Source organism: Pseudomonas glycinae (genome assembly GCF_001594225.2).
Taxonomy (GTDB): domain Bacteria; phylum Pseudomonadota; class Gammaproteobacteria; order Pseudomonadales; family Pseudomonadaceae; genus Aquipseudomonas; species Aquipseudomonas glycinae.
The window spans coordinates 5,589,336-5,607,609 of sequence record NZ_CP014205.2; the positions used below are offsets into that span (position 1 = coordinate 5,589,336).

Annotated in this window: 20 protein-coding genes; all 20 read right to left on the reverse strand. The window is 64.2% G+C overall.

Going from position 1 to position 18,274, the window contains the following annotated elements; genetic code table 11:
• Nucleotides 1-19: 19 nt before the first annotated feature.
• Genes AWU82_RS25550 through AWU82_RS25645 form a run of 20 tightly spaced genes read right to left on the reverse strand, consistent with a single transcriptional unit; the run spans nt 20 to nt 18,009 of the window.
• On the reverse strand, nt 20-1,255 hold the full coding sequence (locus AWU82_RS25550; protein ID WP_064382847.1) for a beta-ketoacyl-ACP synthase: 1,236 nt from the start codon (nt 1,253-1,255) through the stop codon (nt 20-22).
• Nucleotides 1,255-1,983, reverse strand: coding sequence for a 3-ketoacyl-ACP reductase FabG2 (locus AWU82_RS25555; RefSeq protein WP_064382848.1), 729 nt, complete (start codon nt 1,981-1,983; stop codon nt 1,255-1,257). The genes AWU82_RS25550 and AWU82_RS25555 overlap by 1 nt, the downstream gene beginning before the upstream one ends.
• The gene (locus AWU82_RS25560) at nt 1,976-2,455 is read right to left on the reverse strand and encodes a hotdog family protein (RefSeq protein WP_064382849.1); all 480 of its coding nucleotides are present in this window, start codon (nt 2,453-2,455) and stop codon (nt 1,976-1,978) included. The genes AWU82_RS25555 and AWU82_RS25560 overlap by 8 nt, the downstream gene beginning before the upstream one ends.
• Entirely contained in the window at nt 2,452-3,648 is a 1,197-nt protein-coding gene (locus tag AWU82_RS25565; protein ID WP_064382850.1) for a beta-ketoacyl-[acyl-carrier-protein] synthase family protein, read from the reverse strand. Before AWU82_RS25565 ends, AWU82_RS25560 begins: the two co-directional genes overlap by 4 nt.
• Nucleotides 3,645-4,127 (reverse strand): hypothetical protein, encoded by a 483-nt coding sequence (locus AWU82_RS25570; RefSeq protein WP_064382851.1) that lies wholly within the window; start codon nt 4,125-4,127, stop codon nt 3,645-3,647. Before AWU82_RS25570 ends, AWU82_RS25565 begins: the two co-directional genes overlap by 4 nt.
• Entirely contained in the window at nt 4,127-4,852 is a 726-nt protein-coding gene (locus AWU82_RS25575) for a class I SAM-dependent methyltransferase (protein WP_064382852.1), read from the reverse strand. The genes AWU82_RS25570 and AWU82_RS25575 overlap by 1 nt, the downstream gene beginning before the upstream one ends.
• Nucleotides 4,849-6,096 (reverse strand): NAD(P)/FAD-dependent oxidoreductase, encoded by a 1,248-nt coding sequence (locus AWU82_RS25580; protein WP_064382853.1) that lies wholly within the window; start codon nt 6,094-6,096, stop codon nt 4,849-4,851. The genes AWU82_RS25575 and AWU82_RS25580 overlap by 4 nt, the downstream gene beginning before the upstream one ends.
• Entirely contained in the window at nt 6,083-7,243 is a 1,161-nt protein-coding gene (locus AWU82_RS25585) for a cation:proton antiporter (protein WP_064382854.1), read from the reverse strand. The genes AWU82_RS25580 and AWU82_RS25585 overlap by 14 nt, the downstream gene beginning before the upstream one ends.
• The gene (locus AWU82_RS25590; RefSeq protein WP_064382855.1) at nt 7,240-9,579 is read right to left on the reverse strand and encodes an MMPL family transporter; all 2,340 of its coding nucleotides are present in this window, start codon (nt 9,577-9,579) and stop codon (nt 7,240-7,242) included. The genes AWU82_RS25585 and AWU82_RS25590 overlap by 4 nt, the downstream gene beginning before the upstream one ends.
• The gene (gene apeL / locus AWU82_RS25595; protein WP_064382856.1) at nt 9,563-10,165 is read right to left on the reverse strand and encodes an ApeL family LolA-like protein; all 603 of its coding nucleotides are present in this window, start codon (nt 10,163-10,165) and stop codon (nt 9,563-9,565) included. Before apeL ends, AWU82_RS25590 begins: the two co-directional genes overlap by 17 nt.
• The gene (locus tag AWU82_RS25600) at nt 10,162-10,587 is read right to left on the reverse strand and encodes an acyl-CoA thioesterase (RefSeq protein ID WP_064382857.1); all 426 of its coding nucleotides are present in this window, start codon (nt 10,585-10,587) and stop codon (nt 10,162-10,164) included. Before AWU82_RS25600 ends, apeL begins: the two co-directional genes overlap by 4 nt.
• The gene (locus AWU82_RS25605; RefSeq protein WP_064382858.1) at nt 10,580-12,124 is read right to left on the reverse strand and encodes an HAL/PAL/TAL family ammonia-lyase; all 1,545 of its coding nucleotides are present in this window, start codon (nt 12,122-12,124) and stop codon (nt 10,580-10,582) included. The genes AWU82_RS25600 and AWU82_RS25605 overlap by 8 nt, the downstream gene beginning before the upstream one ends.
• Nucleotides 12,105-13,052, reverse strand: a complete 948-nt coding sequence (locus tag AWU82_RS25610; protein WP_064382859.1) for a lysophospholipid acyltransferase family protein — start codon at nt 13,050-13,052, stop codon at nt 12,105-12,107. The genes AWU82_RS25605 and AWU82_RS25610 overlap by 20 nt, the downstream gene beginning before the upstream one ends.
• Nucleotides 13,049-13,783: a glycosyltransferase family 2 protein gene (locus tag AWU82_RS25615; RefSeq protein ID WP_011332103.1), complete on the reverse strand. Its 735-nt coding sequence runs from the start codon at nt 13,781-13,783 to the stop codon at nt 13,049-13,051. The genes AWU82_RS25610 and AWU82_RS25615 overlap by 4 nt, the downstream gene beginning before the upstream one ends.
• On the reverse strand, nt 13,776-15,455 hold the full coding sequence (locus tag AWU82_RS25620; protein ID WP_064382860.1) for an acyl-CoA synthetase family protein: 1,680 nt from the start codon (nt 15,453-15,455) through the stop codon (nt 13,776-13,778). The genes AWU82_RS25615 and AWU82_RS25620 overlap by 8 nt, the downstream gene beginning before the upstream one ends.
• Nucleotides 15,452-15,997 (reverse strand): COG4648 family protein, encoded by a 546-nt coding sequence (locus AWU82_RS25625; protein WP_064382861.1) that lies wholly within the window; start codon nt 15,995-15,997, stop codon nt 15,452-15,454. The genes AWU82_RS25620 and AWU82_RS25625 overlap by 4 nt, the downstream gene beginning before the upstream one ends.
• Nucleotides 15,994-16,248 carry an acyl carrier protein gene (locus AWU82_RS25630; protein ID WP_007947135.1) on the reverse strand — a complete coding sequence of 85 codons (255 nt, stop codon included), beginning with the start codon at nt 16,246-16,248 and terminating at the stop codon, nt 15,994-15,996. The genes AWU82_RS25625 and AWU82_RS25630 overlap by 4 nt, the downstream gene beginning before the upstream one ends.
• A 9-nt stretch (nt 16,249-16,257) precedes the next feature.
• On the reverse strand, nt 16,258-16,518 hold the full coding sequence (apeE, locus tag AWU82_RS25635; RefSeq protein WP_007952344.1) for an ApeE family acyl carrier protein: 261 nt from the start codon (nt 16,516-16,518) through the stop codon (nt 16,258-16,260).
• Nucleotides 16,499-17,308 carry a lysophospholipid acyltransferase family protein gene (locus AWU82_RS25640; protein ID WP_064382862.1) on the reverse strand — a complete coding sequence of 270 codons (810 nt, stop codon included), beginning with the start codon at nt 17,306-17,308 and terminating at the stop codon, nt 16,499-16,501. The genes apeE and AWU82_RS25640 overlap by 20 nt, the downstream gene beginning before the upstream one ends.
• Nucleotides 17,284-18,009, reverse strand: a complete 726-nt coding sequence (locus AWU82_RS25645; protein WP_064382863.1) for a beta-ketoacyl synthase chain length factor — start codon at nt 18,007-18,009, stop codon at nt 17,284-17,286. The genes AWU82_RS25640 and AWU82_RS25645 overlap by 25 nt, the downstream gene beginning before the upstream one ends.
• Nucleotides 18,010-18,274 lie beyond the last annotated feature (265 nt).

Here is an 18,274-nt window from a genome sequence, read left to right on the forward strand (position 1 = left end):
GAGGTCTCCTTGACCTGGATTAATTCGGTTGGGGCCAGCGACGGAAAATCAGCGAGGTGTTGACCCCGCCGAAAGCGAAATTGTTGTTCATCACGTATTCGTGGCTCATCTGGCGGAATTCGCCGCGCAGGTAGTCGAGCTTGCCGCAGTGCGGATCGACCTCGTCGAGGTTGAGCGTGTGCACGTACAGGTCGCGGTTGAGCATCTCGATACTGAACCACGATTCCAGCGCCCCGCAGGCGCCGAGGGTGTGGCCCAGGAAGCTCTTTTGCGAACTGATCGGCATGCGTTCACCGAACAAGCTGCTGGTGGCCAGGGTTTCGGCGACATCGCCCTGTTCGGTGGCGGTGCCGTGGCCGTTGACGTAGCCGATGACGTCCGGCGCAAGACCTGCGTCTTCCAGCGCCAGTTCCATTGCCCGGCGCATGGTGACTTGCTCGGGGCGGGTGGTGTGCTGGCCGTCGGCGTTGCTGCCGAAACCGACGATCTCGGCGTGAATGTGCGCACCGCGCGCGAGGGCATGTTCCAGTTCTTCAAGCACCAGCATGCCGCCGCCCTCACCGATCACCAGACCGTCGCGGCCCTTGTCGTACGGGCGTGGCGAGGTGTGCGGCGCATCGTTTTTCAGGCTGGTGGCGTACAGCGCGTCGAACACCATGGCCTCGGTCGGGCACAGCTCTTCGGCGCCACCGGCCAGCATCAGCGGCAGACGGCCGAACTTGATTGCCTCGTAGGCGTAACCGATGCCCTGGCTGCCGCTGGTGCAGGCGCTGGAGGTCGGGATCAAGCGGCCAGTGAGGCCGAAGAAGATGCTGATGTTCGCCGCCGTGGTGTGCGGCATCATCCGCACGTAGGAGTTGGCGTTGAGGCCTTCGGCCACCGAGTTGAGGAGCATGTTGCCGAACGCCTTGATCTCGTCGGTGCTGCCGGTGGACGAACCACAGGCCACGCCCATGCGCCCGTCCTTGATCGACTCGTCGCCAAGCAGGCCGGCATCGGCCAGCGCTTTTTCCGCCGCGCCGACAGCCAGCCGCGAAACACGGCCCATGCTGCGCAGCTGTTTGCGAGTCCAGTGCGCCGGCACCTGGAAATCATCGATGGGCCCGGCCAGGCGCGTGTTGAGCTCGCTGAAGCGATCCCACTCGTCCATCCGGCGGATGCCGCTGCGGTTGGCGGCGAAATTGCCGGCGATAGTGTCCCAGTCACTGCCCAGCGAGGTAATGCCGGCCATGCCGGTGACGACGACGCGCTTCATCAACACAAGCCTCCGTTGACCGCCAGCACCTGGCGGGTGATGTACGACGCTTCCGCCGACATCAGGAAATTCACCGCACCGGCCACCTCTTCAGGCGTGCCCATGCGTTGTGCGGGGATCATTTTCAGCAGTTCTTCCACCGGCACGTTTTCATCGAGCATGGCGGTATCGATCAGACCGGGCGCGACGCAATTCACCGTGATTTTGCGCTTGGCCAGTTCGATCGCCAACGCCTTTGCCGCGCCGATCACGCCGGCCTTCGAGGCGCTGTAATTGACCTGGCCACGGTTGCCGATCAGCCCTGACACCGAGGTGATGCAAACGATGCGACCAGCGGCGCGGCGGCGGATCATCGGCATCATCACCGGGTGCAGGACGTTGTAGAAACCGTCGAGGTTGGTGCGCAGCACCACGTCCCAGTCGTCGTCGCTCAGGGCCGGAAAGGCGCCGTCGCGGGTCAGGCCGGCATTGAGCACCACGCCGTAGTAGGCGCCGTGGGCTTCAACGTCCGCTTCGAGGATGGCTTTGCAGGCTTCGCGATCCGCCACGTCGAATTGCAGGATGCGTGCGTTGCGTCCTAGGGCTTCGACTTCGGCTTTCACCGCTTGCGCTTCGCTCACGCCGCTACGGCAATGCAGGACGATATCGTGGCCGGCGCTAGCCAGGCGCAGGGCAATGGCACGGCCGATGCCACGGCTGGAGCCGGTGACCAGTATTGATTCAGTCATCGTTCGACTCCTTGTTGGTTTCGTCGCGGGTTTGTTCCAGATAGTCCGCCGCCTGCGGCGGGCGGAACACGTTCAGCCGGGCGCTGGCCTCGATGCCGGGCGCGTTGATATGGCATTCGAATACGCCCATGCCGTTGTCGTCCTCCAGCGAGCGCAGGCCATGGATGGTCAGTTCGCTGCCGACCGGGAAGGCCGCGACATTGCATTCGAACTTGCGTGTGCCGAGCAGAAAGCCCAGCTCCACCGGGTTGCCTTTCTGCCGCGCATGGCAGCCGGCGAACGCGGCGACGCTCTGAGCCATCAACTCGACGCCGACCCAGGCCGGCAGGCTGCCGTCGGGCAGGCTGAACAGACCGCCGGGCCGGACGGTGAGTGTGGTGTGGATCTGTTCGTCGTCAAAGCTCAGGATCCGGTCGATCAGGATCATGTCGCCAGCGTGGGGCAGCAGTTCGGCGAGCGGCCAGTGGGTCATGGGGCGTCTCCGATAATCAGGCTGACGTTATTGCCACCGAAGGCAAACGAGTTGCTCATCAGGTAGCGAGGTGCAATGGACGCCAGGCGTTCGCTTGCAGTCACCCACTTCAGCGCTGGCAGGTCGGGATCGGCCTGGCCGTCCCAGATGTGCGGTGGCAAGGCGTGGTCGGGGTTTTCGGCACTCAGGCTCAACCAGCAGAACGCTGCTTCCAGTGCACCGGCGGCGCCGAGGGTGTGGCCGGTCATCGGTTTGGTCGAGGAACACGGCACGCCGTCGGCAAACAGCGCGTCAACGGCCAGACTTTCCATGGCGTCGTTGTGCTGGGTCGCGGTGCCGTGCAGGTTCAGATAGCTGATGTCGCCGGCTTGCAGATGGGCTTGATCGAGCGCCTTCTGCATCGATTGAAGCGCGCCTCGGCCGGTCGGCTCAGGTGCGGAAATATGGTGCGCGTCGGAGCTGGCGCCAGCGCCGAGCAGGGCGATGCCCGGCCCTGCACCGCGCTGTTTGCTCATCACGAACAGTACCGCCGCTTCGCCGATGTTGATGCCGTTGCGGTTGGCGGAAAACGGATTGCAGCGCTCGTCCGACACCGCTTCCAGCGCACTGAAACCGTTGAGGGTCAGTTTGCACAGGCTGTCGACACCGCCGCACAGCACGGCGTCGCACAGGCCCAGATCGAGCAGGCGTCGGGCGCTCATCAAGGCGCGTGCGCTGGAGGTGCAGGCGGTGGAAATCACATAGGTCGGGCCGCTCAGTTGCAGCCAGTCGGCGAGGAAATTCGCCGGGGCGCCGAGTTCCTGTTGCCGGTAGTCGTAATCGGCCGGGAACTGCTGGTCACGAATGTAGTGCGCCAGGCCACGGCTGGCTTCGTCGATACCGGAAGTGCTGGTGCCGAGCACCACGCCGATGCGCTCGCGGCCGTAAGTCTGGATCGCCTGCTCGATGTCATCGCGAATCTGCAACGCGGCTTCCAGCAACAGTTGATTGTTGCGGCTGCGCTGGTCGGCCAGCGCCTCGGGAATCGGCGCCAGATCGCCGTGTACGGCGGCCACCGGCAGTTCGCGCTCCGGGACCCAGCCGGACTCGCGGCGCATGCCGGAGCAGTCGCCGGCAAACAGGTTGCGTGCCACGGTTTGCTTGTCGCGCCCCAGGGCGCAGATCACGCCGAGGGCATTGAGGTAGGCGGTCATGACGTCGGTTCACCGAGTGGCGTTACGCGATAGTGCGGGCCTTGTGGCAGGTTCAATTCGAAACTCAAGGGTTGGGTGTAACGGATGTCCCAGCGCGCCGGCAGGGAGCGCTGGCCGCCCTGTTGCTGCGCGTCGGGGTAGTTGCGCGACAGCTCGTCCGCCGGGGTCAGGGCGAACAGCAGCGCGGCGAACAGCTCCCGGGCTTCCGGGTTGGGCGGCAGCAGGCCGTCGGCCTGCCAGTGCCCGTCGATCAACTGCTGACGCGCCTGGGGAATGCCCAGCGGATCCATCATCGACCAGCGGATGCCCGGCCCTTCGCGCTGGATCACCAGCAACCAGTCTTGCTGTTGCCCGGCCAGGTGCCGCTCGATATGCAGTTGCATCGGCAGCGGCAGGCTCGGGTTGCCGGCCGGCAGCGGCGCCTGACTGGCGCAGGCACCGAGCAGCAGGACGCAGGCGAGCAGTAGAACACGCAACATCAGACAGCCTCGTTCAAAGGTTTGCGGGCCACCACGTTGACCAGGGTTTCTTCCCGCTGGCCAAAGGGCTTGGGCTGGCGCAATCCAAAACGTTCGAGCAGACCGAAATCCTTCGACCGGCTCCACCACAGATACGGGTACGAAACGTTCTGTTCGGCGAACTCGAAACCCTGCTGGCGAATCATCTCCAGGTACTGCGCCGCGCTCTTTTGCACATGCATCGGATGCCGGAACAGCCAGCGAATCACCCACGTATCAATGTAAGCCTCGGTGGACTCGGCGAACAGCAGATAACCGCCCGGCTTGAGCACCCGATAGAACTCGGCGAGGGCTTTTTCCTGCTCCACCAGATGATGGAAGGTTTGGTGACAGAACAGCAGGTCGACGCTGGCGTCCGGCACATTGAGCGTCGCGCAGTCGCTGCCGATCAGCTCGACGTCGAAGCCCTGACGCGCGGCCTCGGCGGCGCTCAATTCCAGGCTGTGCGGATCGGCATCGACGCCGATCAGCCGCTGTGGCGCGAAAGTCTGGCGCAGGTGACCGAACGACTTGCCCTGGCCACAGCCGGCATCCAGCAGCACCGGATTGGCCGGCAACGATTCGCTGAACAGTCCGCGCAGATCGTTGATCGCCACGCGCAGCACATGGTGCTGCCAGGTGTGACTGCGCAGGAACCAGAAGCCGAAGCGGGTTTCCTCGACGTAGTTGTCGCTCAGGTAATTCATGTGTCGTCCCTTGCACAGAGTTCGGAGATCGTCTTCAGCCGACGGCGCGCTTCACTGACGAACGGGTTGCGTTCGTCCCAGGCGTAACCGGCGAGGATCGAGCAGATCATGCGGCGGATTTCCGGGGAGCCTTGCTCGTGGAAAATCACGTCCTGAAAGGTGCCGGCGTACCAGCCTTCGACGTAGCAGCGGAATGTATCGACCCCGCGTTTCAGCGGCTCGGCAAACTCCCGTTGCCAGTCCACGGTTTCGCCCTGCAACTGGCGGTGCAGCACAGCGGCGGCCATGCTCGCCGAACGCATGGCAATGGTCACGCCCGAGGAGAACACCGGGTCGAGAAATTCGGCCGCGTTACCCAGCAGCGCAAAGCCCGGGCCGTGCAGGGTTTTGACGTTGGCCGCATAGCCGCCGAGAGTGCGCGCCGGGGTATCCCACACGGCGTTGTTCAGCACTTTGGCCAGGCTCGGGGTTTCGGCGATGAAACCGCGCAGGCAGGCGTCGAGGTCGGTATCGCGACCCGCGAAATGTTCTGCGGCAGCCACCACGCCCACCGAGCAGCGCCCGTTGCTGAACGGGATCGACCAGAACCAGATATCGCGGTGCTGCGGGTGGGTGGTGATGAGAATCTTCTCGCGGTCGAAGCCGGGATGATCGATGTGGTCTTCGACGTGGGTGAACACGGCTTGGCGAACCGGGAAATTCGACGGCGCTTCCAGGTCCAGAAGGCGCGACAGCACGCGGCCGTAGCCGCTGGCATCAAGGACAAAATCGGCTTCGACGCGGTACTCGCTGCCGTCTTCGCGGCGCACATTCAACTGCGGTCGCGGGCGTTCGAAATCGACGCTGACAATCGCGTCGCCGTAGCGAATTTCCGCGCCCTGCAACGCCGCCTGATCGGCCAGCAATTTGTCGAAGTCGGCGCGTTGCACCTGCAGGGTCGTGGGCTTGCCGGCGGTGAATGTGTCAGCAAAATCAAACGCGCTGTAGCGCTCGCCCCAGGCAAACGCCGCACCGTTCTTGCGCTGGAACCCGGCGGCATTTACCGCCTCGAGCATGCCGGCCTCTTCGACGAAATCCAGGCAATGGCAGAGCAGGCTTTCACCGATGGAGAACCTCGGGAAATGCTGACGCTCGATCACCAGCACGTCGTGCCCCTTGCGCTTGAGCAATGCGGCGGCGATGGCGCCGGAGGGGCCGGCGCCGATGATCACGACCTGACGGGATTCCATTTCAACGATTGGCACGTGAGCTCCTGGGTACGGCAATAGGGTTCAGTGACGCCCGGTGCAGGCCGATGAAGGCCGGCAACAGCGTCGCGATCAGACCCATCAGCATCAGCGCAAAGTACAGCGCCGGGCTGATGAGCTGTTGTTGCAACAGCAGGTTGAGAAAGACGATTTCGCTCAAGCCGCGAATGTTCAGCAGCACGCTTTCGCGCCAGCGGCTGGCGCCTGCGAACGACGCGCCGGCCCAGCCGAGACCGAGCCAGTTGCCCAGGATTTTGCTGGCGACCGGCAACAGCAGGAGCGCCGCCCATTGCACGGCGCCGAGACTGGCGAGGGCGCTGTGCACGTCGATCTGGACGATGCCGAACGTGAGGATCAGCGGAATCGCAACCCAGGTCTGCAAGCGGTTCATCCAGTGCGCCGGCAGCGGCAATACCAGTGGCACCTTGAGCGCGGCCATGCACAGCAGATAGCCGATGCCGAAAATCAGTGCGTTGAGTTTGTAGTGTTCAGCCAACACCAACAGCGCAAAGAAACCGAGGCTGTAGGTCAGTGGCCGGCGGATGCCGAACACTCGCAGCAGCACGGGTACGCAGGCCATCCCCAACGGCAGCAACAGACTGCTCAGGTGCAGGCTGCCCTGAGCGAGGCCGAACAGCGTCCAGCAAGTCAGGTCGATCAGGATTGCGGTCTGCACCAGACGCCGGGTGGCGGCGGGCGGGTAGTCGATGTGGCGCAGGTACAGGTACAACACCGGGATCGCGGTGATGGCGAACACCAGACCGATGGCCAGCGAGTTGATCCACGGTTCTGTCGGCAGCAGCCAGTACGCCGTCGCCAGGCCGCAGGTGAACGGCACGGCGAAACTCGGCAGGGCGATCTTCACGCTCTGACGGTCCAGGCGCAGGTCGATCACGTCGCTGAGGATGTGCCCCAGCAGCAGGGCGAAGCTCAGGCTGTAGAGGTTTTTCAGCCAGTCCGGCGCGATCAGTTCGGCGCCGTTGAGTTGCCAGCCCGGTTCGATCCAGAAGTACATCAGCAGCGGCAGGCCGAAGCTGGCCAGCAGCAATTGACTGACGATCGGGATCAGGCCGAAATGCCGGCCGACCCGAGTGGCGACGAAGAACAGCGCCAGGGCCATCAGCCAGAAAATCACCACCATCATGCTGCAGGCTCCGTGACGGCAACCGCATGGGTCTGACGCCCGGCCCACGGCGCGAGCATGAAGCTGAAGGCCAGTCCAAGGCTCACCGACAGGCCGAAGTTACTCACCGCCGGGGTGCTCGACACCGCCAGCAGGCCGAACGACAGCCAGGTGGTGGCGGCGGCGAGCAAGGTGCCGAGCAGACTGACGGCCGCGCCGCCGACCTGTTCGCGCATGAGGATCGCGTAGTCGACGCTGATCGCCGCTACCAGCAGCAGGCCGAACAGGCTGAACAGGGTCAGCGGCTGGCCGAGCCAGCCCAGGCTGGCGAGGCTGCACAGCGCAGCGAGCAGCGGCAGGGCGACGATCCGCAGCGCGCCACCAAGACCGAACGGCAGCATCAGCACCAGCACGATCAACACGCAGGACGCGAGTTTCAGCTCAGCGGCGCTGATCTGGGTCTGGGCGAACACCTTGTTCAGATCGCCGAGCCGATCCACCAGCATCACGCCGGGCAGATCCAGCGCCTGCACCCGCAGCAGCGACGGATTGTTCAGGCCTTGCAGGCTCACCATTGCCGCCACGCCGTCCTCGGTCGGCCCCAGCCACAGCGTGCGGTAGGGCTCGCCGAGCGGGCCGGCCAGCGCCGCATCGATGTCTTCGGCGGGCAGGGTCTGCAACTGTTGCAGCTCGGTTTGCAGCGCCGCCAGCGGCACGCCGACCTCCAGCAACGGCTGCCAGAACTGCGGCAACTTGCCGAGCGCCTCACGCACTTCTTGCTGCTGAGCCGGCGGGCTCACCAGTTGATTGAGCGCCAGATAACCCTGCAACTTGTCGAGGTTGACCAGTTGATCCAGGCGCTCGCTCAGGGCCGCTTGCCGTTCCAGCAATTGCTGCTGATCGGCGGCGCGCACCAGGAAGAACTGGCTGGTTGGCTGATAGCCGGTAATCCGCGCGATGGTCTGTGCCTCATCGGTCAGACGTTGCGGCGCACCGACCCACTGGCGGATGTCGTTCCTGCTCTCCAGTTGCAGCAGGCCACCGACGCAGAAGGCGATCAGCAGGGTCAGCAACACCGGCGTTCTGACGTGTTCGAGCAGGTTCTCCCGTAGTCGCACCAGGCGCTCAGCCAATTGCAGCGGCCACTGCGCCGGGCGCAGTTCGACGTTTTTCAGCAGCGCCGGCAACAGGCACACCGCCGACAGGTAGGCGCCGAGCAAACCGGCGGCGGAGAACACGGCGATTTGGGTCAGGGCCGGGAAGGGCGTCCAGGCCAGCGCCAGATAACCGATGGCGCTGGTGATCAGGCTCAATGTCAGCCCGGACAGGGTCAGGCGCAACGCCGGCCAGCTGTGCCACGGCTTGAGGCTCCAGCTCTTGGACAGGTAGTGCAGCGGGTAATCCACCGCCACCCCGATCAGGCTCGAACCGAGCACCAGCGTCATCACATGCATGTGCCCGAACAGCGCGACGCAGGCCACCGCGCCGAACAGCATGCCCACCAGCACCGGAATGAACGCCAGCAGCACCCGCCAGCGACGGAAGGCGAGCAGCAACAGCAACAGGATGCCGATGGTGGCGCCGCCCCCGACCCAGGTCATTTCCCGGGTCGCCTGCTGCTGACCGTTGGCGGCGTACAGCAGGCCGCTGGCGGCCAACAGTTGCACGTCGGCGCGAGCTGCTTGCTCACGGCTGTGTTGCAGCAGGGCGGCGACTTGCAGCGGTTGATTCATGTCGAAGGCGCTGCCGGTGGTGCGTGCGCGCAGCAGCACCCAGCTCTTGCCGTCGGCGTCGGCGATCAACGCACCGCTGCTGATGTCCAGCTGCACCGCGCCATGTTGTGGCTGGCTGTTCTGGATGCGCCCGGTCAGGCCCAGCCAGTCGTCCTGGCTCGGCACCAGACTGAACCCGGTGAACGGGTCGAACAGCGCCTGTACCCGTTGCTGGATAAAGGCGTCTGGACGTTCGCTCAGCAGTTGTCGGTCATCCGCCGAAAGCATTGCCAGACGCCCTTGCAGCAGTTGCGTGCGCAGGGCCGGCAGGTCGGCTTGCAGGTTCCACTGCACTTTTTCGAACAGCCCGCTGGCCTGCCATTGTTCGCCCAGGGTCTGGGCCATGGTGACGGCTTGCTGGCGATCGGTGTGGCCGACCAGCACCAGCATGTCGCGGTTGAGCGGTTCCTGCATGCGTTGTTCGGCGCGCAGTTCGAGGGCGTCCGGGTGAGTGCCGGGCACCAGCTCCATCAGGTTGGCCGAGAGCGGCGCACCGTCGCGCCACTGCCAGGCCCCCAGTGCGACGACGGCCAGCAGCAGGATCAGGAACAGCCAGGGCAGCCTGCGCTCACTCGGCAAAGTCATGTTGCTCCGCGTCGCTCAGAGGTTGGCCGGCAGTGCTGTCCTGCATGCGCAGTACGGTGCTGTCGCCCTGGGTTTCCAGCAGTTCGATGGTGTTCACCAAGGTGCCGCCGCTGATGTTGATCTGGTTGAAGACCTGCTTGAGCAGCACCGAGCGCGGAGTCAGGGTCAGTTGCCATTGCTGCGCATCGCCGCTCAGGGCCAGTTCGAAATCCCGTTGCAGACCGCTGCTGTCGCCTTGCAGTACGGCGAGGAACAAACGGTTCTGCTCGGCCCCGGCGCTCTTGTTCGGCAGCAGTTGCCAGCCGGTGGCGTCACGCCGGGCGATGCCCTTGGCGCTGATGCGGTAATCCTGTTGCAGCGGGGTTTTCAGTAGCCACAGCAAGCCGTGGTTTTTGGCGAGGACAAAACTGCCCTTGCTGATCAGCGGCTGGGGCAGGGCGCGCAGGTGTTTTTCCTGGGTGAACTGGCCGTGGATCACGTCCGGTTTCGCCAGTTGCTCGCTCAACTGTTGCAGGTCGAAGGCGTTGGCCAGCGACGACAGCGTCAGCAGCGCCAGGGACCCGAGGGATTTCAGAAACACATTCATCGCAGTATCCTTTCCACGGCATCGGTGAAGACTTTCGGCGAGGCCAGTTGCATCTCGCGGCTGCTCACTTCGACGGCGACCTGCACCGAGCTGGCGCGGGTCAGGCGTTCGCCGGTCTGCGCATCAGTGATCAGGTAGTGGATCTTCAGGCGGTTTTCCCACTCCACCAGACTGGCGCGCACGTTCAGCCGCTGACCGAATACCGCGCCGCGCACGTAGCGCAGTTGCAGGTCGATCACCGGCCAGGCGTAGCCCGAGTCGACCATCTGGTTGTAGTTGTGGCCGATCTTGTCGAGCAACGCGCAACGCGCCACTTCCAGGTATTTCACGTAATGGCCGTGCCAGACGACGTGCATGGTGTCGACGTCAAAGAACGGCACGAGGATTTCCGTATCGGCGTGAAGCACTCCGGCACTACGCATGCAGCCTCCAGTGTTGTTCGGCGATGCGTTGCAGACACAGGCGCAGTTCGCCTTCCAGGGCGCGGTCTTCGATCACCGGCGGGAAGTCCTCGGCCAGTTGTTCGTGCATGGCGGCCAGCGATGGCGGCAGTGGACGCGCATCTTCATCGCGGTTACGCAGCCACACGCCCTGATTGGCCGCGAGCAGCGTGGCGGCGGCGACCTGTTCGGTCAGCTCCAGCACACGAATGGCGTCGCGGGCGGCGATGGTGCCCATGCTCACCTTGTCCTGGTTGTGGCACTCGGTGGAGCGTGAGAACACGCTGGCCGGCATGGTGTTTTTCAGCGCTTCGGCAGTCCAGGCACTGGCGCCGATCTGCACGGCCTTGAAGCCGTGGTTGAGCATCGCGCGGTCGGCGCTGGCGCCGGACAGGTTGCTCGGCAAACCGTGGTTGTAACGCTCGTCCACCAGCAGTGCGAGTTGTCGGTCGAGCAGGTCGGCAACGTTGGCCACGAGGTTTTTCAGGCTGTCCATGGCGAACGCAATATGCCCGCCGTAGAAGTGCCCGCCGTGCAGCACGCGCTCGGCTTCGGCGTCGATGATCGGGTTGTCGTTGGCGCTGTTGAGTTCGGTCTCGATGAACGAGCGCAGCCAGTTCAGGCTGTCGGCCAATACGCCAAGCACGTGCGGTGCACAGCGCAGCGAGTAGCGATCCTGCAAGCGGTGCAGCGGCGCGGTCGGCGCGTCGATTGCCAGATCCTTGCGCAGCCACGCGGCCACCTGCATCTGACCCGGATGCGGCTTGGCGGCGAACAGGCGCTCGTCGAAGTGCTCCGGATTGCCTTGCAGCGCCACCACGTTCAGTGCGGTGATGCGGGTCGCCAGTTGCAGCAGGTAATCGGCGCGGGCGTAAGCCAGGCACGCCAAACCGGTCATCACGGCGGTGCCGTTCATCAGCGCCAGCGCTTCTTTCGGACGCAGCACCAATGGTGTCCAGCCCAGTTCGCGATGCACATCGGCAGCCTGGCGGCGTTCGCCACGGAACATCACTTCACGCTCGCCGGACAGGGTTGCGGCGACGTAGGACAACGGCGTCAGGTCGCCGCTGGCGCCCACCGAACCTTCTTCGGGGATCAGCGGCAAAATGTCGTGTTCAAGGAAGGCATGCAGGCGTTCCAGCAATTCGATGCGCACCCCGGAAACGCCGTGGCACAGCGACTGCAGACGCGCCGCCAGCACCGCGCGGGTGGCCTGGGCATCGAGCAGTTTGCCCAGCCCGCAACCGTGGAACGTGTAGAGATGACGCGGCAGCGCCTCGACGTGATGCAACGGCACTGCGACCACGCAGGAATCGCCGTAACCGGTGGTCACGCCGTAGATCACGCCTTCCTTGTCCAGCAGCGAATCGAGGAACCGCGCACCCTTGGCGATGCGTTCGCGATAAGGCGCGTCGCTCTGCAACTGCACGGGCGCCTGACGGTTGGCCAGGGCCAGCACGTCTTCGATGCGCAGAGGGCGTTCGCCGAAGGTGACCGGCTCAGGAGTTGGCGTTGTCATCGGTTTTCCAGAATGGGTAAAAGTTGAACCATTGGCACGGTGCTTCGAGGCAATAGTGACTCAGGCGTTGCGCATAGCGGGTGGCCCACTGATGAATGACCTGTTCGCGCTCGCGGCGTGACCACACCACAGCGTCGGCGAACGGCTCGAGAGTCAGGCGATAGTGGCCGTCAGGTTGCTTGAGGCACATCAGCAGGTTGACCGGGCATTTCAGCAGGCCGGCCAGCAGCCACGGCCCTTGCGGGAACGGCGCCGGGTGGCCGAGAAAGTCCACGGTCACACTGCGCCCGCCGTGCAGTGGCACGCGGTCGCCGGCAATCGCCAGCCACTCGCCGCGTTCCAGCCGTTCGTGCAGTTGCAGCATGATCACCGGGTCCAGTTCGCTGACTTGGATCAGCCGCAGGTTGGTCGCGCCGGCCTCGCCCAGCAGGCGATTGAACTGCTCGGCATGCTTGGTGTGCACCAGAACGTTCATGGTGACCTTTTCGCCCAGCTCCGCCAGCGCCCGGCACACTTCGAGGTTGCCCAGATGCGCGCCCACCAGCATTTGCCCGCGACTGCCGCGCAACTGATTGCGCAACAGCGCCGGGTCGATGATTTCGATCTGCTCGATCTTCAGCTTGCCGTTCCACACGTCGAGCTTGTCGAGCAGCGAATCGGCGAAGGCCATGAACTGGCGGAACACCCGCCACCGGGTCGGGCGCAATTCGTGGCGACCGCTCCAGTCGGCGAGGCGCTGCTGATACTGCCAGGCACTGCACCGTGCAGTTCGGCCGAACAGAAAAAAGTACAGGACGATGCCGTACAGCAACGGGCTCAGCAGGCGTCGGCCGAGAACCTTGGCGGCGAGTGCGGTGAATTTCATCAGCAGGAAACTGCCACGCTCTTCGCGGTCGGCCCAGTGCTTCTTGTCGGTCTCGACGGTCATGGACGCCACCGTCGCCAGAGGATCACGGGCAGACGCAGCAACATGCCGAAGAACAGGCGCGTGTGCATGCTCGAGATCAGCACGTTGTCGTGGAACAGGCGAAAGTGCGACACGCCGTCCAGCGGGTAGTGCACGCTGGTCTGCAACCAGCGCATCGGCTGATTGCGCCACGCCAGGCGCACCAGAATGTCCGAGTCGAAATCCATGCGCTTGCCGATCCGCGCCGAGTCGATCACGCCCAGCGTCGGTTCCAGCGGATACACCCGGAAGCCGCACATCGAGTCGCGAATCTGCAGCGATAGGGTGTTGATCCACACCATTACGTGGGTCAGGTAACGCGCATACAAACGGCCTTTGGGCACGCTGGCGTCATACAGCGGATAGCCGCAGACCAGCGACTCGGGGTGAGCGCGGGATTCTTCGATGAAACGCGCGACATCCTGCAAGTCGTGCTGACCGTCGGCGTCGACCTGCAAGGCATGGCTGAAGCCCAGCCGCGCCGCTTCACGCAGACCGGTCATCACCGCGCCACCCTTGCCCTGATTGGCAGTGAGGCGAACCAGATAAACCCGTTCGCGTTCGGCCAGCGCGTCCAGCACCGCTGCGCAGGATTTGCTGCTGGCATCGTCCACCAGAATGCATGGCAGATCCTCGGCGAGCAGGGCGTCGACCACCGTGCCGATGGCGGTTTCGTGGTTGTAGACCGGGATCACGGCGCAAGGGTTATGCATCGCCAGCCCCCAGCAGAATCCGCCCGCTGGAGCAGGTGGCCGTGTCGTTGCGGTAGGCGAAATACAACTTGCCGCGTTCCGGGTCGAAGCGCAGGTGCAACTGGACTTCATCGCCGGGGCGCACCAGTTGCTGGAACTTCAGCACTTCCATGCCGGCGAATGCGCCGGGCAGGTTCAGCAGTTGTCGACCCAGATTCAGCGCCCATTCGACCTGCACCACGCCCGGCAGCACCGGGGCCTTGGGGAAGTGGCCGCTGAAGTAGGCAAGGTCCGGCGGAACGCTCAATTGCAGGTTCCATTCACCCTCGGTTTCGGCCTGTTCCAGGATTTCCGGCGCTTTCGGCCGTGGTGCCAGCAGCAAGGCTTCGACGTCGGCTTGAGGCAACTTGCCCTGCGAGGTCAGCGGCATTTGCCGCAGCAGGCGCCAGCGGCGGGGCAGGGCCAGGGCTTCGCAGTGGTCGCCGAGATGACGGCGCAGGGTTTCGGTCAGGCTGCGCCGACCGTGTTCGCGCAGGGCAAACAGGCCGGATTCGCTGAGCACCAGCAGGGCGCCGAGCGACGCGCGGTTTTCCTGCACCACGCCCAGACGCGCTTCGGCGACCCAGTCGTGGGCCACCAGCGCCTGTTCAAGCATCGGCAGGGAAATACGTTTTTCTTCGAGTTTGACGATCCGGTCGAGCCGCCCGAGCAACTGAAAGCGACCATCGGCCTGAATGCTTGCCGCATCGGCGGTGTGTTCGACATGCCCGGCGGGCAGGTAAGGCGAAGCGATCAGCAGGGCGTCATTGCTGTCCTGGCTCAACTCGACGCCGGCAAATGGCTGCCACAACGATTCGCCCTGACGCCAGGCGATGCCGCCGGTTTCCGAGCTGCCGAGGATTTCCGTCGGCCACTGTCCCAGGCGTTGATGCAGGCTTTTTGCGGCGTCTGCCGGCAATGCGCCGCCAGAGGAAAACACCCGGCGCACGGCGCTCAGCGCTGGCCAGTCGAGGTTGTCGCCCATGCGTTTGAGCAGCGCCGGGCTGGCGACCCAGGCGAAGGCCGGGTGCTCGCGGCTGGCACGTTGCAGGTCTTCCGGGAAGGCCAGTTGCTTGCGCAGGAACGGACGCCCGGCGCACAGCGGCCACAGCACGCGGAACAGCAAGCCGTAGATGTGCTGGGTGGCGACGCTGCCGAGGATGCAGGCCTCGCCGAGATCCGCCCCCCACAGCTGTTCGAGGGCTTCGACTTCGTTGGCCAGTTGCCGCAGGGATTTGTCGATGCGCTTGGGCTCGCCGCTGGAGCCGGAGGTGCACAGGCTCAGGCGGCACTGGTCGAGATCCAGTTCGGCTGCGGGCAGGGCCGGTTGCTGCAGATCGCTCAGACGGGCGTCACCGGCCTGATCGGTCAGCCACAGATCGACGTCGCTCGACCAGCGCTGGCGGGTCTGTGCTTGCAGATCCGAGGGCAGCAACACGCTGATGCCGGCACGCCAGGCACCGAGCAGGGCGACGGCCAGATCGGCGGCATCTTCCAGATGCACCGCCAGACGCTTCACGCCGCGTGCTTGCAGACCGGCGGCCAGGCCCAGGGCCTGTTCGCGCAGTTGAGCGTGATCGAGTGCCGGTGCGCTTGTAACAGCACGCGCCGGCGGGGCCTTGAGCAACAGCTGCTCAAGTTTTATCCAGTTCATGGGCGACCTCTTACCCGTTGTCGTATCAGCCATTCAATGGCAAACATCAGGCCGATCAATCCGTAGGAGATCAGGCCGGTGTACAACATCCACCAGTTCAGCGGCGCCCACAGTGTCAGCAGGGCGGCGCACAAACCGTTGCAAAAGAAAAACACGCTCCAGGCCACGGTGACCTGGCGGGTGTAACGAATCGCCTTGAGCGGCAGTTGCGGCTCACGCAGGCGAGCCAGACGCTCGACCATCGGCGGGCCGTATTTCAGGCTCAGGCTGAACAGCACCAGCATGAAGCCGCTGATCAGCACCGGGTACCAACGCAGCAGCAAAGGGCTGTCGAACACCGCCAGCAGCAGGCAGAACACGATCGCCACAAAGGCCATCCACAGGCTGCCGGGCTTGCGTTCGCCGGTCAGTGCGCGGGCCAGCCACAGGCCGCCCAGCAGCAGGCCGAACTGCCATGGCGCGAAATGCTCCATGCCGAAATACACCGCAAAGGGATACAGCAGGCCCGCCAGCAGCAGGCCGAGACCGATCAGTCGGCTCATGCCGCCGGTTGAACCAGACGGTAGACCGCCTCGACCACGTCGCTGACGGTGCGCACCGACTTGAACTCCTCGGCGGCGATTTTCTTGCCGGTCTGGCGCTTGATGTGATCGATCAGGTCGACGGCATCGATGCTGTCGATTTCCAGATCCTGATACAGGTTGGATTCCAGGCTCACGCGGGCCGGGTCCAGTTCGAACAGCTCGACCAGGGCATCGCGCAGGGTGTTGAAGATGTCGTCACGAGTTTGCATGGTCCGGTCTCAAGCTGCCTGTTTTGCCGTGACGAACGCCGCAAGGCTCGCCACGTTGGAGAAATGGTTGCGGGTGTCCTTGGCGTCGGCGTCGATTTTGATGCCGTACTTTTTCTGGATCGCCAGGCCGAGTTCCAGAGCGTCGACGGAATCCAGGCCCAGGCCTTCGCCAAACAGCGTCTGGTCGTCGCCGATGTCCTCTGCGCTGATGTCTTCGAGGCCCAGGGCGTCGATGATCAGCTCTTTTATGTCACGGTTTAGATCGCTCATCTTCGGCGAGCTCCTTGATAAAGAATTGGTGCAAATAGTCGTTGAGCTTGCGCGAAGCCTGAGGCGCGGGGCCCTGCGCGGCGAAAGTCTGTGGGTCTATATCGGCCCCGACGCGAAAACTGAAGTGCACGCGGCGACTGGGAATGCGATACCAGGGCTCGGCCTTGGTCAGGGTGGTCGGACTGACCTTGATGACTACCGGGGTGACGATTCTCGCACCGCGCAGCGCGATGGCCGCCGCCCCCCGATGAAAGGCCGGCGCCTGACCCGGCTGTGTGCGGGTACCTTCAGGGAAAATGATCAGGGTCTGCCCGCCCTGCAACGCGCCAGCGGCAGCGTCGAGCATGTCCATGCTGCCGTCGTTGCTGATGTATTCGGTGCTGCGCAGCGGGCCGCGAGTGAAGGGGTTTTCCCACAGGCTTTTCTTCACCACGCAATTGGCCCCGCGCACCAGACCGATCAGGAATACCACGTCGATCAGCGACGGGTGGTTGGCGATGATCATCTGCCCCGGACGGCCGAGACGTTCGGCGCCCTGGATGTCGTAGGTCAGCACGCCGGTACGGGCCATGAACCGGACGAAAAACCAGAACAGCCGACTGACGGTCTGGCGCGCCCGCTCGCGGTGCGCAATGGCGTCGCCCGGCAGGAAACCGAGCAATGGAAATACCAGCAGGCGCAGGCACAGACCACCGAGCCCGAACAGGGCGAAGCTGGTGGCAGTCGCCAGCAGACGCCAGTAATAGGCATCGCGATTTTTTTCGATCACGGGTTGCGTTGCCAGGTCCATAGACGATTCTTCCAGGCATGTTGGCAATGGGGTTGCTGATCGAGCAGGGTTCGCAGCAGATTCAGCGCATGAGGCCACTGCGTTTTTGACCGTGCTTCGGGGGCGCTGTTCAGGGTCAGCCGCCAGTCGGTACCGGGGGTGAGCAACAGCCCGACCGCATAGGGAAACGGCACGTCGTCGATCCACGTCGAATAGGCTTCGGGCGGTTGTTCCTCGGTGATCACCAGCAGCACCGCGGGGGCCCCTTCGTTCAGCAACGTCGCCGCTTCGAGCAGGCCGTGCTCAAGGCCGTCGCCGGCCGCGGCGAGGGCGGTCATTTCGCTGGTTTCGCCGCGCATGATCGACCACAGGCCGATGATCGCGTTGTGCACCGACAGGCTGAACTGGGTCGGCGACAGCGGCTGTTCGTTGGCCAGATCACTGAGAATTTCAAAGGTACGCGGGGTTTCGCCGTGCCGGGAGACGAACACAAGCGGCAGATTTTCCCGACCGTCGGCCAGCGGCCAACCGACACTGAACGCCATCCGCGCCAGACGGCTGAGACGACGGCGCTGCATGGCCGGCAGAAACGACACATCGGGTGCGGCATCGCTGCTTTCGAGCACGACCGGCTGTCGGCTCCAGGCTTGCCAGGCTTCCACACTGTCGAGCCCGGGAGCCCAGGCGCGCCATTGGGCGATGTTGAAGTTGATCACGGACATTTATCCCGCCCCTGCGGGCTGAGTTGACGCGGTTTCGCCAACGTCGCCGCTGAGCTGATTTAGCCTGAAATGGCATGGCGCGTGGCGCCGGGTGGCGCGCATTATCCCGGTGCGACGAGTGTGTAGCAAATGCTGGTTACGTTTTGAACGACGAAATGAACCGATTGGTACGCGGCAAGAGCTGTCACTTGGCCATTATCCAGATTGTCGGGTGGCTGTCTGTCAGGCGAATCCGCGATCAACGGGTCTCTTTACGCCGTATCCA

Bases quoted from the DNA above. Each gene is read 5' to 3' on its own strand.
- AWU82_RS25550 (WP_064382847.1), bottom strand. From the start codon at position 1,255: ATGAAGCGCGTCGTCGTCACCGGCATGGCCGGCATTACCTCGCTGGGC.
- AWU82_RS25555 (WP_064382848.1), bottom strand. From the start codon at position 1,983: ATGACTGAATCAATACTGGTCACCGGCTCCAGCCGTGGCATCGGCCGT.
- AWU82_RS25560 (WP_064382849.1), bottom strand. From the start codon at position 2,455: ATGACCCACTGGCCGCTCGCCGAACTGCTGCCCCACGCTGGCGACATG.
- AWU82_RS25565 (WP_064382850.1), bottom strand. From the start codon at position 3,648: ATGACCGCCTACCTCAATGCCCTCGGCGTGATCTGCGCCCTGGGGCGC.
- AWU82_RS25570 (WP_064382851.1), bottom strand. From the start codon at position 4,127: ATGTTGCGTGTTCTACTGCTCGCCTGCGTCCTGCTGCTCGGTGCCTGC.
- AWU82_RS25575 (WP_064382852.1), bottom strand. From the start codon at position 4,852: ATGAATTACCTGAGCGACAACTACGTCGAGGAAACCCGCTTCGGCTTC.
- AWU82_RS25585 (WP_064382854.1), bottom strand. From the start codon at position 7,243: ATGATGGTGGTGATTTTCTGGCTGATGGCCCTGGCGCTGTTCTTCGTC.
- AWU82_RS25590 (WP_064382855.1), bottom strand. From the start codon at position 9,579: ATGACTTTGCCGAGTGAGCGCAGGCTGCCCTGGCTGTTCCTGATCCTG.
- apeL (WP_064382856.1), bottom strand. From the start codon at position 10,165: ATGAATGTGTTTCTGAAATCCCTCGGGTCCCTGGCGCTGCTGACGCTG.
- AWU82_RS25600 (WP_064382857.1), bottom strand. From the start codon at position 10,587: ATGCGTAGTGCCGGAGTGCTTCACGCCGATACGGAAATCCTCGTGCCG.
- AWU82_RS25605 (WP_064382858.1), bottom strand. From the start codon at position 12,124: ATGACAACGCCAACTCCTGAGCCGGTCACCTTCGGCGAACGCCCTCTG.
- AWU82_RS25610 (WP_064382859.1), bottom strand. From the start codon at position 13,052: ATGACCGTCGAGACCGACAAGAAGCACTGGGCCGACCGCGAAGAGCGT.
- AWU82_RS25615 (WP_011332103.1), bottom strand. From the start codon at position 13,783: ATGCATAACCCTTGCGCCGTGATCCCGGTCTACAACCACGAAACCGCC.
- AWU82_RS25620 (WP_064382860.1), bottom strand. From the start codon at position 15,455: ATGAACTGGATAAAACTTGAGCAGCTGTTGCTCAAGGCCCCGCCGGCG.
- AWU82_RS25625 (WP_064382861.1), bottom strand. From the start codon at position 15,997: ATGAGCCGACTGATCGGTCTCGGCCTGCTGCTGGCGGGCCTGCTGTAT.
- AWU82_RS25630 (WP_007947135.1), bottom strand. From the start codon at position 16,248: ATGCAAACTCGTGACGACATCTTCAACACCCTGCGCGATGCCCTGGTC.
- apeE (WP_007952344.1), bottom strand. From the start codon at position 16,518: ATGAGCGATCTAAACCGTGACATAAAAGAGCTGATCATCGACGCCCTG.
- AWU82_RS25640 (WP_064382862.1), bottom strand. From the start codon at position 17,308: ATGGACCTGGCAACGCAACCCGTGATCGAAAAAAATCGCGATGCCTAT.
- AWU82_RS25645 (WP_064382863.1), bottom strand. From the start codon at position 18,009: ATGTCCGTGATCAACTTCAACATCGCCCAATGGCGCGCCTGGGCTCCC.